14 protein-coding genes are annotated in these 13,857 nt (G+C 58.2%); all 14 read right to left on the bottom strand.

Annotated features, from left to right (window positions below):
- Window positions 1-100 precede the first annotated feature (100 nt).
- The 14 genes from NH14_RS31135 to NH14_RS31070 all read right to left on the bottom strand — a co-directional run bounded on the left by NH14_RS31135 (window position 101) and on the right by NH14_RS31070 (window position 13,830).
- Window positions 101-316 (bottom strand): hypothetical protein, encoded by a 216-nt coding sequence (locus NH14_RS31135; protein ID WP_035534256.1) that lies wholly within the window; start codon window positions 314-316, stop codon window positions 101-103.
- Between the two features lie 143 nt (window positions 317-459).
- On the bottom strand, window positions 460-696 hold the full coding sequence (locus NH14_RS34190) for a YqaE/Pmp3 family membrane protein (RefSeq protein WP_407947203.1): 237 nt from the start codon (window positions 694-696) through the stop codon (window positions 460-462).
- Window positions 697-1,074 (bottom strand): hypothetical protein, encoded by a 378-nt coding sequence (locus tag NH14_RS31125; protein ID WP_152617350.1) that lies wholly within the window; start codon window positions 1,072-1,074, stop codon window positions 697-699. It abuts the gene before it with no gap.
- Window positions 1,061-1,738 carry a lytic transglycosylase domain-containing protein gene (locus tag NH14_RS31120; RefSeq protein ID WP_052148581.1) on the bottom strand — a complete coding sequence of 226 codons (678 nt, stop codon included), beginning with the start codon at window positions 1,736-1,738 and terminating at the stop codon, window positions 1,061-1,063. The genes NH14_RS31125 and NH14_RS31120 overlap by 14 nt, the downstream gene beginning before the upstream one ends.
- Window positions 1,732-2,370: a hypothetical protein gene (locus tag NH14_RS31115; RefSeq protein ID WP_152617349.1), complete on the bottom strand. Its 639-nt coding sequence runs from the start codon at window positions 2,368-2,370 to the stop codon at window positions 1,732-1,734. Before NH14_RS31115 ends, NH14_RS31120 begins: the two co-directional genes overlap by 7 nt.
- On the bottom strand, window positions 2,367-4,886 hold the full coding sequence (locus NH14_RS31110) for a type IV secretory system conjugative DNA transfer family protein (RefSeq protein ID WP_084225992.1): 2,520 nt from the start codon (window positions 4,884-4,886) through the stop codon (window positions 2,367-2,369). The genes NH14_RS31115 and NH14_RS31110 overlap by 4 nt, the downstream gene beginning before the upstream one ends.
- 66 nt (window positions 4,887-4,952) lie before the next feature.
- Window positions 4,953-6,638, bottom strand: coding sequence for a KfrB domain-containing protein (locus tag NH14_RS31105; protein WP_052148579.1), 1,686 nt, complete (start codon window positions 6,636-6,638; stop codon window positions 4,953-4,955).
- A 36-nt stretch (window positions 6,639-6,674) separates the two neighbouring features.
- Window positions 6,675-8,147 carry an LPD7 domain-containing protein gene (locus NH14_RS31100; protein ID WP_035534253.1) on the bottom strand — a complete coding sequence of 491 codons (1,473 nt, stop codon included), beginning with the start codon at window positions 8,145-8,147 and terminating at the stop codon, window positions 6,675-6,677.
- Window positions 8,148-8,212: 65 nt separating this feature from the next.
- On the bottom strand, window positions 8,213-9,349 hold the full coding sequence (locus NH14_RS31095; RefSeq protein WP_152617348.1) for a KfrB domain-containing protein: 1,137 nt from the start codon (window positions 9,347-9,349) through the stop codon (window positions 8,213-8,215).
- A 101-nt stretch (window positions 9,350-9,450) separates the two neighbouring features.
- The gene (locus NH14_RS31090; protein ID WP_035534251.1) at window positions 9,451-9,990 is read right to left on the bottom strand and encodes a KfrB domain-containing protein; all 540 of its coding nucleotides are present in this window, start codon (window positions 9,988-9,990) and stop codon (window positions 9,451-9,453) included.
- Window positions 9,991-10,037: 47 nt separating this feature from the next.
- Window positions 10,038-10,316, bottom strand: a complete 279-nt coding sequence (locus NH14_RS31085; protein ID WP_035534250.1) for a hypothetical protein — start codon at window positions 10,314-10,316, stop codon at window positions 10,038-10,040.
- A 275-nt stretch (window positions 10,317-10,591) separates the two neighbouring features.
- Complete coding sequence (locus NH14_RS31080) at window positions 10,592-11,884, bottom strand: ATP-binding protein (RefSeq protein WP_035534249.1); 1,293 nt, start codon at window positions 11,882-11,884, stop codon at window positions 10,592-10,594.
- 68 nt (window positions 11,885-11,952) lie between these two features.
- Complete coding sequence (locus tag NH14_RS31075; protein WP_052148578.1) at window positions 11,953-13,068, bottom strand: ParB/RepB/Spo0J family partition protein; 1,116 nt, start codon at window positions 13,066-13,068, stop codon at window positions 11,953-11,955.
- A gap of 12 nt (window positions 13,069-13,080) precedes the next feature.
- Entirely contained in the window at window positions 13,081-13,830 is a 750-nt protein-coding gene (locus tag NH14_RS31070) for a ParA family protein (protein ID WP_035534248.1), read from the bottom strand.
- Window positions 13,831-13,857 lie beyond the last annotated feature (27 nt).

The following is a 13,857-nucleotide window of genomic DNA, read 5'->3' as shown; positions in this document are numbered from 1 at the left end:
CAGCGGGTCGCCTTCGCCCGATGTAGGAGCCAGTCTAACGAATTCGCTTCACATATCCGCCCAGTCCAACCATTTCCATTTTCAACGTCGAGCCGTCTGCCTACGAATGACCGAGAACGCCGAACGCGATATACATCACGCCAACAGCGGAAAGACCTCCAACAAACTGCGCCGCAAGTCGCGCGAGCTGTTTGTTGACGCGTTTCTTCATACCGAAAAAGACAGCTGCGTATGCAAGTGTGAAGATTGTCATCGCGATAATGACCTTGAGCGCGGCGACCTCAACGGAGTGGACGACGGGTGATAAATCAATCATGTGCGTTGTTCTGTTGGGATGTTAGTCAAGTCGTAGAAAATGGGACGTCAAGGGCATAACTCTCATCGAGCGCGGCAATCGCTTCGCGCGTTTCCCGCGCGGAGACGCGGATAACCAAATCGAATAACACTCTGGTGAAAGGACTACCGACTATCCTTTTCCGTTGGAAGAACCAGTTGTCGCCCGCGCGCCGCAGCGATGGCCGCGCCCAAGTAAGTCATAGCGTGCACGTGCCGTCGTGAAGTGCGCAAGGCCCAAATTGCGGCTGGCAGCCAACCAACAACGGTCAGTTGCAGAGCCATAGAAATGCGTGCCTGCTTGATGCGGCCGATCGAAAGGAACGTGAACCACGGAAAAACCACCGCAGTGAGAAATCGCATTCAGGTCTCCCCAGCCGATGCAAGCGCATCGGATGCAGCAGACAATGGCTCCTTCACGACCGGCTCGATCACCGTGTAATAGTTCACCATCAAGGTGACGGTGCTTGTCCGCTCGCCTAGCCACATCTTGCCGCTGACTCTGAGCGGACCAGGGCCAGTGGGCAATGCGACTTTTGCCCGGTCAAATCCGACCATTACCCGCGCGTCGCGCGTTTCCAGCATCCCGAAAAGCCTGCAACCGGTCATCGGCTCCGCGTTCGGCGTGAAATACCCTTCAACGTCCTGAACGATCGGAAGCCTCTTGCCGACTCGCCTCAGAGCCGACAGCAATGGCGTCGGGCTCGAATAGTCCGGATTAGCGCGATCAGTGAAACTCAACTTCCAACTCCGAGAATTTTGCGTCCAATAAGCCGCTTCGCCGTGGCGAGCTTGCGCTCGCGCGCGATCTACTGCCAACCGAAACACGCGGTCCCGTCGTGAGTAGCGCAGGCACGGGCATGCCCGCGTTGCGGATCACAGTGCTGACATAGCCATTGCTAAATCCTTTCTCGAAATCACCCGTGTTGTACGCGGAGATTGCCGCCAACAAAGCGCTTTGCTGGTCGCGATACTGCTTCGATGCGTTCGTGTAGAAGTTCGAGAGTATCGTGCCGCCCGCCCACAGGTTCGTACAGGGGTCGAGCGCCTGCTCAACAGTCAATCCTAACCCGGCAAGATTGCGATTGTTCAGCTGGGTCAGTCCGATGTCGACCAGATGCCCGCGTGCGATCAGATCACGCGCAACGGACGCCGCTTCGGTTGCGGATTCGGGATAGATCGTGCGAAGCATAGTCTTGCGCACAGAGAAAGGCAGGTTCGCCGGCCCATTGTCCAACAGGGTGTACATGCGACCGCTCGATTCCGTTTTCACGATCGCGCTGAGCGTCGTCGGATGAACGTTTGGTGCACACCGTTGCATCATTGATGCCAGATCTTCAGCGTGCGCGTTCCCGCCCGCGAGGGCTAACGCGACGCCGCACAGTGAAAAGATGGACTTCAGCATAGCGCTGCCTCCCTCGTCTTGTAGAACCACAACAGATGCTTCGATAGCGCTGTCGCGATCGCAGACGCGCCTTTTCGATCCCAGCCGCACTCGATAAACCTCTCGCGCGACGATTTCCGCACGCTCTCTGGATCAATGACATCGGCACCTAGCGCCGGCGAAAGACCGCCCACCGACACGAGCAACGCAAACTCCTTTGGACACCGGCTATGAAGCCAATCGCAGATGTCCTTCCGATCACCGAGCCTCCCGTAGTGCAGCGTCAGAATTGCCTGAAATTCGCGCGCAATCCTGGCGCTCAAGGGCGCCACGTCAGGCACGTACTCGAAGCGCTCGAATTCAACCGGCGCGTCGACAGCCACCATTCGACGGCCAAACTGCCCGCCACAATTGGCAGTCACGAAGAGCACCAACAGTGCGCGCTCAACCGGCTTTATCGCAGGCCAATAGGTCGCCCAACGGCTGCGATATCCCTCAACGTTGGAAAGACACCAGTTGTAGCGCTGCAAGAGCCGAAACAGGTGAAGCGCCCCTTCGCGCGACATCTGAACGGGATCGTGTCCGGGCAGGACGCGCACACTGACGCCCCCGCGCGACGCCTGCTCATTGGGCCATTCGCAAAAGTTGATCAAGCGACAGCCCCCTTCTTGCCCGTATAGGTGACCGTGATCGTTTCTCCTACCTTGGCGCTCCGGTCCAGCTTGGCGATGCGATGTAGTGAAACCTGCTCGCGATCATGCAGCTTGTGAATGGCGATGTAGTGCTTCGTCACGAGCAACACCTTGCCCGAGTACTTGCCGCCCGCTACGACACGCTCCAGCGTCGGCTCTGTCGGCTTGCCTTCATCCGCCTCGAACTTGTGGAACCTCTCTCGCACTTGCCGCCGCGCTTCCCGCTCATAGACGGAAATGTCGCGATAGAACCCTGCCTGCGAAAACCGCTTGTACTCGGACGGGTCTTTGACGATGAAATGCAGCTCGAATGCTTCGGTCGGTTCAAACTCTGCGCAATCTCCAACCGGTTTCGCGACGAAACTCAGGTCATCGAGCGTGAGTGCCCGGTTGACTGCGCCTCCTGCGCCGTCGAATAGCCCGTACTCGAATTCCTGAACCGTCTCGCGTTCCAGGTGTTCCTGTTTGATCACGAGCGACACTTCAGGGAAGTCCGAATAGGTGTTGATCGTCACGTTGAGATTCTTGCTCCCCTCAACGCGCTGGACAGACACCATGAACCATTTGACGCCAACGCGCCTCTCTTCAGCGAACGTCATGCAGACCCGGCTGGGGCTCGCCATCGCAGCGCGCCGCTGGAACTCTGGCATTTCAAAGTAACGAAGCTTCTTCGCGCGGATCGGCGGATGTCCCGTGTTGAATACCAGCATCTCGTCGCGTGGCAGGCGGCTGGCCTCGTCGGCTGTGAGCAAGGGACGCTCAACAAGTTCTTCTGACACGCTCATCTGGCCGAGCATCGCGCCCAAACGCGTGCCACTGTAGGAAACGTTCTGCCGCTTGACAGTCGTGATACCCGTCATCTTCGAAATGTCTTCGGCTGTGTCAACCGTGTTGGGCGCATAGGCAATGCGCAGCTGGCAACCAGCAGTGATCGTTTCCTTATCGCCATACGCTTCGCGCAGCTGTATCCAGTCCTGGAAGAACAGGAAAGCGGTGATGCCATAGCCCGCCATATAGCTCAAAGCGTCCTGAAGCTGTTCCAGCTTTTTTAGCGACGCCAGCTCGTCAATGAGCATCAGCAATCGATGGCGATAATCCTTGACGCTGCGCCCCTCTTCAAACTCCATACTCGCCGTGAGGCGAAGAATCACAAACGTGATGAAGAGTCGGACAAGCGGGCGCAAGCGATTCTTGTCCGAAGGCGGAACCACGATGTAAAGACTGACCGGCTTTTCGTGATTCATCAGGTCGTTCACGCAGAAGTCCGACCGTGATGTATTACGTGCAACGATTGGCTCCGTGTACAGGCTCAGCTTGGTCTTTGCCGTAGAGAGAACGCTATTGCGCTCCTTCTCTTCCTTGTTCAGCATCGCGCGCGCAGCAATTGCCACTTGCGGGTGCGTCTTGGTCGGATTGCCTTCCGAGTCCATCCAGCCCATGACACCGTCCGGATCGTGCTCCGCATTCATCATGCGCGTGTACATCTGCTCGGGATCGGTAAAGCTCGGGTCGGCGAGGTAAGTCGAAACGCCGCTGAGTGATTTGTCCCGCTCGTAGTACTTCACGTGCAGGATCACGCCAACCAGCAACTCATACGACGTGCTGACCCAGTGGTCATCCATCCCCTCGCCGTTGGGGTCCGCGATGGCTTGCGACACATTCTGCGCATCCATCACGTCATACTCCGTGAACGTCCGGATTTCATCGAGGACGTTCCAATAGGCCGCCGCGTTGTAGCGCGATCGACCATCAATGCTCTTCTGATCAACGGAAGTCGGATCAAAGCGGATAACCAGTGAACCGGCTGAATGGCGGAAGCCGCTCGACAGCTCGTAGTTCTCACCCTTGATGTCGTTGACCGCGGTGCTATGGGGATATGAAAGAAGTGTGGTCAGCACCGGCCCGACGCCCTTACCGCTTCGTGACGGCGCAGCGCAGGCAAGGTGCGCAGGATCGCTATAGCGCAATACCTTGCGACCATCGCTCGTGTCGAATGCCCCAAGATAAGGCCCTGTGGCCTTGCGGTGGACGCGCTTACGGCGGAACAGCGGACCTTCCCAGCGCTCATACGTCATCAAGCCCATCTTCTCGATATCGCGCTCGGTCGCCCATCGGGCCGATCCGTGGAGATCATCGTGCGACTCAGTCTTGAGGCTGCGACGGTAATACAGATAGAAGCCAAAGAGCAGGCTCGCCAGAGCGCCACCGCACAGCACGAGAAGCATACGGGTCACGTATGTTTCCAGCTGGCCGGTTGCACGCATCCATTGCGCCGCCCAATCGACCCACGCGAATGGCTGATAGATGCGCACGGTCGAACCGACCTGCCAGACGTACTCCCCAAGCCCGTCCTGATATTGCACGGCATGGGCAAAGTATTGCGTTGCGGCCCATGACGACAACGCGAGTCCCAGCAGGAACACAACGATGATCGATGCGCTGAAGTGAACAGACCGGTTGCTCTGGCCAGCACGCATAATGACGCCCTATGGTGATTTATCTATATCACAATAGTACATTAAAACGATATCAAGTCATAGTGCCTAGCGTGTGCGGGCATGGGTCTTCAGTTGCTCGACATCTCGGCTCGCGACTTCGCCCCGACCGTTGCTATACACAATTTTCGCCGCGGCACCCACTTGCGGCACCCTGTCCAGTTTCCCCAGGTCGTGAGCGACTGCTGTCTTGCGACCGACATTCTGGACCGCATGCGAGGTCGTGTTTCCGACCACTGCCCCGACATATTGGCCATTGTCTTTCGCGTCATTGAGTACGACTCCCTCACCGATCGCTGCCCGCGCAACCTCTGCCGGCGTGCGCTCGGGCGCAATCGCCTGAGACTTGCCGATCATCGCCATGCCAATTTGTCGCCGCACGACAGCCATTCCTTCCCTGACTTGCAGATCGTTGAAATCGGTAGGCCGGCCGGCGAGCGACTCAAACACGGGAAATACCGCCATGCCGCCATGCGCCGCTACGGCAGCAAGTGCCTTTTCACGGCCAACATTCACAATCTTCACAGCAACCTTCTGACGCTTGTGGAGGAATTCGCCCACCACCCGCTGCACGCCTTCCGGGCTTTGCTCATAGGCCACCCGCAAGGTGCATTCTGGATTCGCGCGCAGTGCGCGCGCGACGCCGTCGATGATCACTTCATCGTCCGCAATTCCGCCCTTCAGTTGCAGCTTCGGTCTGGAGTAGTCGTTATTGGCGATCTGGTTGACTGTCCGCACGATCTTGTCGCGCGTGAGGACGTCGTCATCGCCACATACGATGAGTGACTTACCTTGCAGTCGCGGCGCGAGCTGCGCGAGCACCGGCTCGATGTTGCCACTGTCAAATACTTCGACCACAGGAAGTCTGGTCGCCATATGCAAGGACGCGCACGTCGCGTATCCCTCGCCGAACAGCACGGTTTTTCCTTCGTTAATGTCCCCGAGGATATGGAAGTTACCGGTTTTTTGCCCGCCCGACTCGTACAGCTTGCCGCCGCGAGCGTCGATGTACTGGAGGCTCCAGACCTTCCCGTCAGCGTCAGCTACCGGCGTTACGAGCCGATCGCCATCGAGCCGCAAGCCGAACACTCCAACCTGCTTCCTCTCGGCGTAGGGATGCGTAATCGCCGTCTGCAATGTCGCCCACTTCGCTGCCGCGCGCTGCGAAGCACGTTCGCGCTCCGCTGCCGTTTCATCTTCCCGCTGCCTGCGGTTCACTTCGAGGAGTTGCCGGTGCTTCTCCCGATCTTCGCTGGAATGAACCAGGCCTCGCGGAAACCACGGTTGCGAGTATCCCGTGTCCAAGTTGGAGATGTAGCCGTTCGGAGCGTCGCCGAACTGGACTTTGTAAGCCCCTTTCAGGGCCTTCTGATCCCGGCTGGTAGTTACCGTTGTCTGCGTCCATCCACCCTTTTCCTTCTTGCCCGGATAGACCAGGCCGGCTTCCCTGCAAGCCTGCGCAAACTGCTCGCGAAGATCCGCCTCGGTAAGCGCCATCGGCGGGTTGAACCAGCGTGCGAAAGGCGCGTCGTCTACACCGTGCGGTACAAACCATGCGAACTTCTTGCCGTCATACACCGCACCCAGCCCGTGCGCCTCTTTCCGCTGAAACTCGTCTTCTTTGGGGACGAAGATGTATCGACGCCCCTTGCGCTTTCCAGCGGCGTCAGGCGTCGTTTCTGACGTTGGAACTCCGCTTTCTTCGGTCACAGCATCAGGCGTCGGTACAGTCATTTAAAAATACCTCCAGATTTCAAAAAACACGTCGCGTTAGCGCGAAACGCCCTGGCTCCGTTGGCGCTCCTGCTTGGTATCGATCGCCGCCCGCCCCTTGCCATACTGGATACGAAGGCTGTCGCCCCGATCGATGCCCTTTTTCAGCTCCGCTGCATCGAAGTGCGCCTTATCGTGGATGACCGCCGCCTTCTTGCCCATGTCCTGCACGATGTGATGCTCCGTCTGGTGTATGACTTTCCCGGTATACAGGCCATTGGCCTTGTTGATGTCGAAAACAACAGAGCCAGCCTTGAGTGCGTACTCGACCGCCGCAGCTTTCGAGTCGGAAACGGCCTGCACCGACACCGCCGTACTCGGCGCATTCGGCATAGCAGCCGGCCCGCGACCCGCATTCTGTGCCGCTTCCAGCGTAGCGAGATCCTTCTCGGTCGGCTCATATCCCACGACTTCAAGGCCCGCCATGCGAGCGTGATGCCAAGCTTCTGCGCGGAATTTTTCAGTGCCAGTCACAAGGATCGCTTCCCACTCCTTGTGCTTCGCCAGCTCGATGGCGGCCTGGAATGCATCCATCTGCTTGTCAACAAAGCGGATCTTTTCGTTCTCGTCAACAAGGGCTACGCGCTTGCTTTCTTCTCCGTCCGCTACCCGAAAATACTCACCGTTATCGCGCCGAACGAAGCGCCCATTGAGCAGCGTCGGCGGTCCCTCTTTCTCGACCTGTGGAACCGCCTTCTGTTGATCCGACTCAGCAGCGTTGGCACGCGACGACTGGCCCGGACGTGGGGCGCGCGCAATGGCGTCTTCCTGAACCGTCGCTTGCGATCGAGGCGCACGACCGGGCGCGGCAGAAATGGAGTTTTCAACCTCTTCTTCCGGCTTCGCGCGGTCTTTGGATTCATCAGCTTCCTGCCCCACCGTTGCCTCGCCACTGACGACCGGAGCAACACCGGTCGACAACTCGCTTCCAGCATCGCGGAGGAATTCGGGCGCGCTGATGGTCTTCGGGCCGTACTGGCTCCAAAGTGCCTTGGCCGATTCCTTGTCGGTTACTGCAAGCGCCTCCAGCTCCTTCAACGCCTCCTGGACCTGTGCGGCACCGGCCATGCGAACCGTCGAATCGTCCGAGTAGGCGTAAAACCAATCAACCTTTGCAAACCGATCCTCGAATCCTGCGGGAAGGGTTGCCCGAGTTGCACGTGCGATTGCATTGTCCGCAGGCTCCACAACCTGCCCTTCAGATTGGCGAACGAACGCCTTGACCGCATTCCGATCCCGTTCAGAGACGCCAGCAAGGTGCGCGTCCAGTTGTTCAGCCGAATCGAACTGAATGGCGCCATCCAGTGACCCGGCCGAAGGCAGGAAGCCGACGCGCGAACTGCCGCTGCCGGCTGTGATGAAATATTCACCACCCGCCGTTTTCAGCTCTTTCCCTGCCGTATATGAGTACCCAGCCAGAGGGTCGTTTGCTACTTCTGAGACTGCGTCTTTTTTGTTGCGTTTCGCCATGATTGACTCCCGTGAATTATTAAATTCACTGAGCGCCAACTTGCGACGCTCAGCGCCCCACGCGTTCAGCGCGCCACGCCCTGATTCCGCTCTCGCTCGTGCGATTGCTCGTTCACCTGGGCCTTGCCCTGCTTGTAAGAAATCCGCGCGTTCTGCCCTGCCGCTGGCAGTTCTTCGAAGCTACGCGCACGGTGCAGCGTCACATGGTCCTTTCCGCTGTGTTGCAGCACGTAACGATCGTTGATCGCAAGCACCCGACCGCTGTACCCCTTCCCGTCCGCAGTGAATGCGTCATGCGTTTTCGGCGAATCGATAAGTTCCGCGGCAACTTCCATCATCTGGTCGCGGTCGGCGCGATCGGCTACAACCTCCTTGCGCATATCGTTGACAGCGCGAGCCACAAACGATTTAAGGTTTGCGTCCGTGACCCAAATCTTTTCGTCGCGCTTGAAATCCGCGCCGTCGATTCGCGCGATGCGATCAGCGAGCGCAGGGTTATAGTCGAACTCGATCCTGTACTGGCCACCCTCTTGCGTCACCTTCACGCCGTCGACGGATTTGCCCAGCGAGGCATCGAGCTTTTCTTCCACCGTCAGCAATTGCCCGACCTTCGCACGCCCCTTCTCGTCATAGGTGATGGAAACCTTGTCACCCTTCAGGACAGCCTCTGACAGATCGGCGAGCCGGTGCAGCGTCACAAACGCGACGCCATCGCGCCTGCCGTTTCCGGTCAGCTGCGCGGCATAGCGATCGTTCACGCTGATGATTTCACCCCGCAGCGCTTCGTCGCGCGGATGAAATTCGCTCAGACGCGGCTGCACTTCAGCCGTGTCCTGCCGCTCGCGCGCCGCTTGCTGCGCGAGCGACACAATGCCATCGTGTGCCGCGACATCGAGCAGGTACTCCTTGCGCATTGACGCAGACACTTCGGCCAATGCGTCGTACTGCGCCACCGGCACCCGCCAGGCATCGTTGCCGTCGAACGCCGCTCCCGGAATCGCACGAATTTGTGCGACGAGATCCGGGTTGTAGCCGAAGCGAACCGCGTAGCTCGAATTTCCGTCAAACGTGATCGACACACCATCCACATCGCCATCGAGCGGATTCAAACGCTGCCGCTTTACGTCGGGATCGACGGATCGACGGCTACGGTTTTTCCCGGTTTCTTGCGGCGCGACATCTCCAGTCACAGTTTCAGTCATGGCAGGCTCCAATTCTGATTACTTTTAATCAGTGTAATGCAGATAAACCGGTTCCTCGACAAAGCCCTGGTGCGACCAACCGGAGAAATCGCGCCAATCGACTAACGCGTGACGCCGCCGCGATCCTGCGTCTTCGTCCTATCCGAGACGACGCCCATACCCTTCGAATAGTCGATAGCGACGTTGCGCCCAACAGCCGGCGCCCGATCGAGCTTGGCAAGATCGTGGATAACGACGGCACTCCGACCAACCGCCTGCACGACGTGAAAATCCGTGCGGCCCACTATCTCGCCGACCGCTCGCCCGTTCGGATTCGGTGTCTGGATAAGCGTGTCATCGCCATACTGATCGCGCGCCGTCTTGACGGCGACCGCATAGCTGGCCTCGACAACAGCAACTGAGTCGGAGATGGAAGCGGAGCCGCCGCGTCGGACCTGTTCGAGAAGCGCTGTCTCGTTGCGCCTTTCCTCAGCTGTGCGGACCACCGTAAGAATCTGGTTGAGGCGTTGCTTGGAGATACCCGACGCTGCCGCAGCATCAATCGGTTTCATGTTCTCCACAAGCACCAGGCGAGCCGCATCGCGGTTCGTCTGGCTTAACTTCGTATCCCGGACTAGGTCCGCGAAATCCTGCTCGGTCATACCCGGTCCCGTGATTGTCGATTACACGGTAACTATATACCAACTCTTTACGTAGTGGCAGGGGCAACCAGCGGCGTCTCAATCTCGGACATCTCGCCGAACGCCGCAATGCCTGCGTCCCATGTCGCGGTGAGCCACTGCATATAGGTCGCAAGCTCAACCGAACCGTCTGCGTTCGTCGGAAACGGCAAAGGGCCGTCCGCAAAGACCTTCGCCAAAACTTCCGGAGCCACCACGCGCTCGGCGGGAGGCACATAGCCACCTTCCTCGGCGAAGACCCGCGACCCAAGTACCGAAAACGACGACGACGACGATTCCTTAAACATACAACCCCCAATGAGCAGAACTGGTCTATCCACACGTCACCTTCTTATTGAGTGACATGATACGCGAACTTTGCAGTAAGTAAAGAGCAATCGCTATTTACCGAAACGCGACTACTCTATACTTGGCCGCTTGCTCCCTTCTGACGTTGGAAGCGAGCGACGTTGCCCCACACAGCAACCGATTCACCACCTGAACAAACGACGCATTATGTTACGAACAAAACATTTTGTAACATTCAATTGGCATAAATATAGTGTTCCGTATCTGGTCGCACCTACAGACTGACCAAGGTCGCCCCTGTTGCCAGTTCGCCAATTCCCTTCATTTGAACGAGAACCCGACGATGCGGAATGATGGACTTGAGTGAAGCCTCGCTTACACCCAGTTTTCGGACCACGTAGGCATTATTGGTATGATCGAGCCCCAATAACAGTTTTGTGCCAAGATTACCAATGAGGATATCGGCAAAATCTGAGGGAGCTTGAGAGGCAAAGACCATACTAATTCCGAACTTCCGCCCTTCCCGCACCATGCGGTTGATCACATAGTCTTCAGAGCTATCCGAATACCAATGAGCCTCATCGAGCACGATCACGTCCAGAATCTCATCGGTAATGCCACGCTGGACGGCACGCGTAAAAATAGTTTCCAGCCTGGTGAGCGTGAACAGCTTCTTCTCGTCGCGGCTCAGTGACTTGATGATGTAACGCCAGACCCTGTTGCGGGTATCAAGCGGTGGCGGTGTACTGCGGTAGATACCGATCTGGTACAGATTTTCAAGACGGTCGATCACCGACTCAAGCGTTTCCTTCTGCCCTTCTGCGTCGAGTGCGTCCTCGAACTCATCTCCGGTATGCGCGGTCATCACCGCTTCGGTGAAGGCATCGATCGCCTTCTCTCGTGCAGACTGCAACTCGCGCTCGAGCTTCGCCAACGCTTCATCGTCAGCGCCCGGACGCGACAGCGCCTCTTCCTTGATGCGCTTCTGCTTTGCCGCGCGAAACACGTCCTGTAACGCATTCACCGCACGCTGATTGGACCCGGTAGCCACCACCTTGATCCGCTCCCTTCCATACTCGATTGCATCGAGCAACGTCGGATAGCGCTTCCCGTTCGCGGGGTCCGCGGCCCACGTCGTATGGTCCTCCATCACGAACCCTTCGCGACGGTACAAAGCTACGAGCAGCCGCGTCAACGCGCGCTCCTGGCGCGGTCCCAGCCTGACCGATGTCCGGTTTATCGCCATGATGAGCGACTGGATTCGCTTTCGGACGCCGCCGAACTCAGGATCAGCACTCAGCTCCAGCGGATTGAAGCCGAAATCGGACGATTCGTGAAACGTGACAGATGACGCATCGGGAATATCGACATCGCCGTGGCCGTCGAACACGTGAAAGCGCACGCGCGGATGACCGCTCTCTTTCATCGCGGCCACGATCCGACGCAGCATGGTGGTCTTACCCATACCGCTGTCGGCGAACACCCCGATGTGAGGGTTCGCAACGCGGCCCGGTTCCCATCCAACCTCTGCCCCGTTGACGACGTTAGCGCCCCATCTGATACGCAAGGTTTAATCCTTTTTTTAAATTACTTTGCGAATAAAAAAGACGGGCCTGAGCCCGTCCGTCGACCAAGTTAAGCGAGTTTGTTGATCGTTGAAGCCAGCACCGTCGCAAGCTGGCTGTCGTCTTCAGGCAACGTGCCGCCCATCGCCACGATCGATTGCTTCATTTCTTCGACGGGCAGCGAAAGAGCGACGGTATGGGTTTTGTCCGCTACGGCGCCGTGGTGCAGCATCATCTCAATCTGCTGAAGCGTAAGACGGGCTTCCCGCTTCTGCTGGGCCACGCCGCTGAGTACGCCCGTCCCCGCGGGGATGACGGGTTCCCCGCCCGTGTCCTTGATCCGATCGCGCGGCGCGGGTCCTGCTTTCGCCGCTGCACTTGGCCGATAGCTCTCGCCTTCCGGCGCCTGTTGATTGATCAACTCCTGCACCTTCTGCGCCAAAGCAGGATCGACCGTGACCGGCCCGGTCGGCTGCGGAGGTCCTTTCGCCCCTCCCTTGCCGGCCGCGCTCTTTGCCGCCCTGATGTCGCCCGACGTTAGCGCGCGGCCTTCTTCCCGCGCCTTCGTCTTCAGCTGCTCCTGAACCTCAGGCGGCAACGGGCGGAACTGCTCAAGCAAGGAAGCGTAAGTAATCATGCCCGAGTCCACGACATCGGACCACTTCGGGTCGAGCAGCGCGAGCACGCGAGAAATGTACTGGCTGCTCTTGTTCATCACCTTGGCCAGTTCCTGCTTTTGAAGGTCCGGATACTCTTCGAGCGTGTCCCTCAAGAAGAGCGCCGTCTCCAGATCAGTCAGGTCGTCACGCTGGAGGTTTTCAGACAACTGCACGAGTCGCAGTTTCGCCGCCGTAAGGTCCTGTCGAACGATCGCAGGAATTTCCTGCGAGTCGGGAAGGCCACGATCACGGTTGAGTCGAAACGCGCGCCAACGGCGCTCTCCAGCGATGATGCAGTAACGGCCATCGCCCACTTCGCGGACGATGATCGGCTGCGTGAGGCCGATTGCAGAAATGTCGTCGGCCAGCTCTTCGAGAGCCGTCTGCACTGACTGTTCAATCACGCCGTCGACCGGGCGGAACTTCGTGCGCGGCTGCTTCGCGTCAGGCTCAACCATATCAATGTCGATACTGATGACCTGCGCGGTCGGCGCGTCAATGCTGTTTAAAAAATCGAGCGTGCCCATTAGTTCAAATCCTTAAACAGTCACATCCAAAATACGGTTGGCGAAATCTTTCCAGTGCCGGCCAAGCTTCTTGTCGCGAGCGTGGCTCCAAACCGGTCGGAAGTTTTGGAGAGCGTCTGACACAGGCGTGCGCAACGAGAATTCCTCAACGATGGAACGTCCGAATTTTTGCTGAAGCGCCTCGCGAAACTCGCGCTGCGTCTTGGACGACTTCGTGAACAGGTTGACCACCATCTGCACATTCAGCGCCTTGTTGACCCTCTGGACGGCCCGGATCGTATCAAATGTGTCATCCAGGCCGGTTATCGAGGACAGCAACGGCTGCACGGTCAACAGCGCCGTATCCGACCACAGCAGCGGACTGGCGATGCGAGGCCCAAGGGCCGGTGGAGTGTCAAAAATCACATAGTCGAACGGCAAGGACCGCACCTTGGCCCGAATCTTGATCGCGACTTTCAGCAAGTCCTCTTTCTGTGTGTCCAGCTCTTCAAGGTACAGATGCCCATGAAGCACCTTTACGTTGTCCATCGGCGTATCGGTGTACGGCAGATCGACGCCGTCCGAGAACAGCATTTCGGCGCCACCGCGCCTCTTGTTGATTCGCAGATCCCGCGTCAGAAATTGTGAGGCATTCCCCTGCCCGCAAAAATCAACCACAAGCACCTGCCCGCCAGTCTCAGCAGCGGCATACGCGAGGTGAACCGCGAGCGTCGTCTTGCCGACGCCGCCCTTCTGGTTCGTTACCACGATCAACTTCGGCATGTTGGCTCTACCCGATGTAGTTCAGCC

The organism is Paraburkholderia sacchari (genome assembly GCF_000785435.2).
Classification (GTDB): domain Bacteria; phylum Pseudomonadota; class Gammaproteobacteria; order Burkholderiales; family Burkholderiaceae; genus Paraburkholderia; species Paraburkholderia sacchari.
Note: the sequence above shows the minus strand (reverse complement) of the source record. Positions and strands in the feature narration are given on the sequence as shown.

Bases quoted from the DNA above. Each gene is read 5' to 3' on its own strand.
- NH14_RS31120 (WP_052148581.1), bottom strand. From the start codon at position 1,738: ATGCTGAAGTCCATCTTTTCACTGTGCGGCGTCGCGTTAGCCCTCGCG.
- NH14_RS31070 (WP_035534248.1), bottom strand. From the start codon at position 13,830: ATGCCGAAGTTGATCGTGGTAACGAACCAGAAGGGCGGCGTCGGCAAG.
- NH14_RS31135 (WP_035534256.1), bottom strand. From the start codon at position 316: ATGATTGATTTATCACCCGTCGTCCACTCCGTTGAGGTCGCCGCGCTC.
- NH14_RS31100 (WP_035534253.1), bottom strand. From the start codon at position 8,147: ATGGCGAAACGCAACAAAAAAGACGCAGTCTCAGAAGTAGCAAACGAC.
- NH14_RS31110 (WP_084225992.1), bottom strand. From the start codon at position 4,886: ATGCGTGCTGGCCAGAGCAACCGGTCTGTTCACTTCAGCGCATCGATC.
- NH14_RS31090 (WP_035534251.1), bottom strand. From the start codon at position 9,990: ATGACCGAGCAGGATTTCGCGGACCTAGTCCGGGATACGAAGTTAAGC.
- NH14_RS31105 (WP_052148579.1), bottom strand. From the start codon at position 6,638: ATGACTGTACCGACGCCTGATGCTGTGACCGAAGAAAGCGGAGTTCCA.
- NH14_RS34190 (WP_407947203.1), bottom strand. From the start codon at position 696: ATGCGATTTCTCACTGCGGTGGTTTTTCCGTGGTTCACGTTCCTTTCG.
- NH14_RS31075 (WP_052148578.1), bottom strand. From the start codon at position 13,068: ATGGGCACGCTCGATTTTTTAAACAGCATTGACGCGCCGACCGCGCAG.
- NH14_RS31085 (WP_035534250.1), bottom strand. From the start codon at position 10,316: ATGTTTAAGGAATCGTCGTCGTCGTCGTTTTCGGTACTTGGGTCGCGG.
- NH14_RS31095 (WP_152617348.1), bottom strand. From the start codon at position 9,349: ATGACTGAAACTGTGACTGGAGATGTCGCGCCGCAAGAAACCGGGAAA.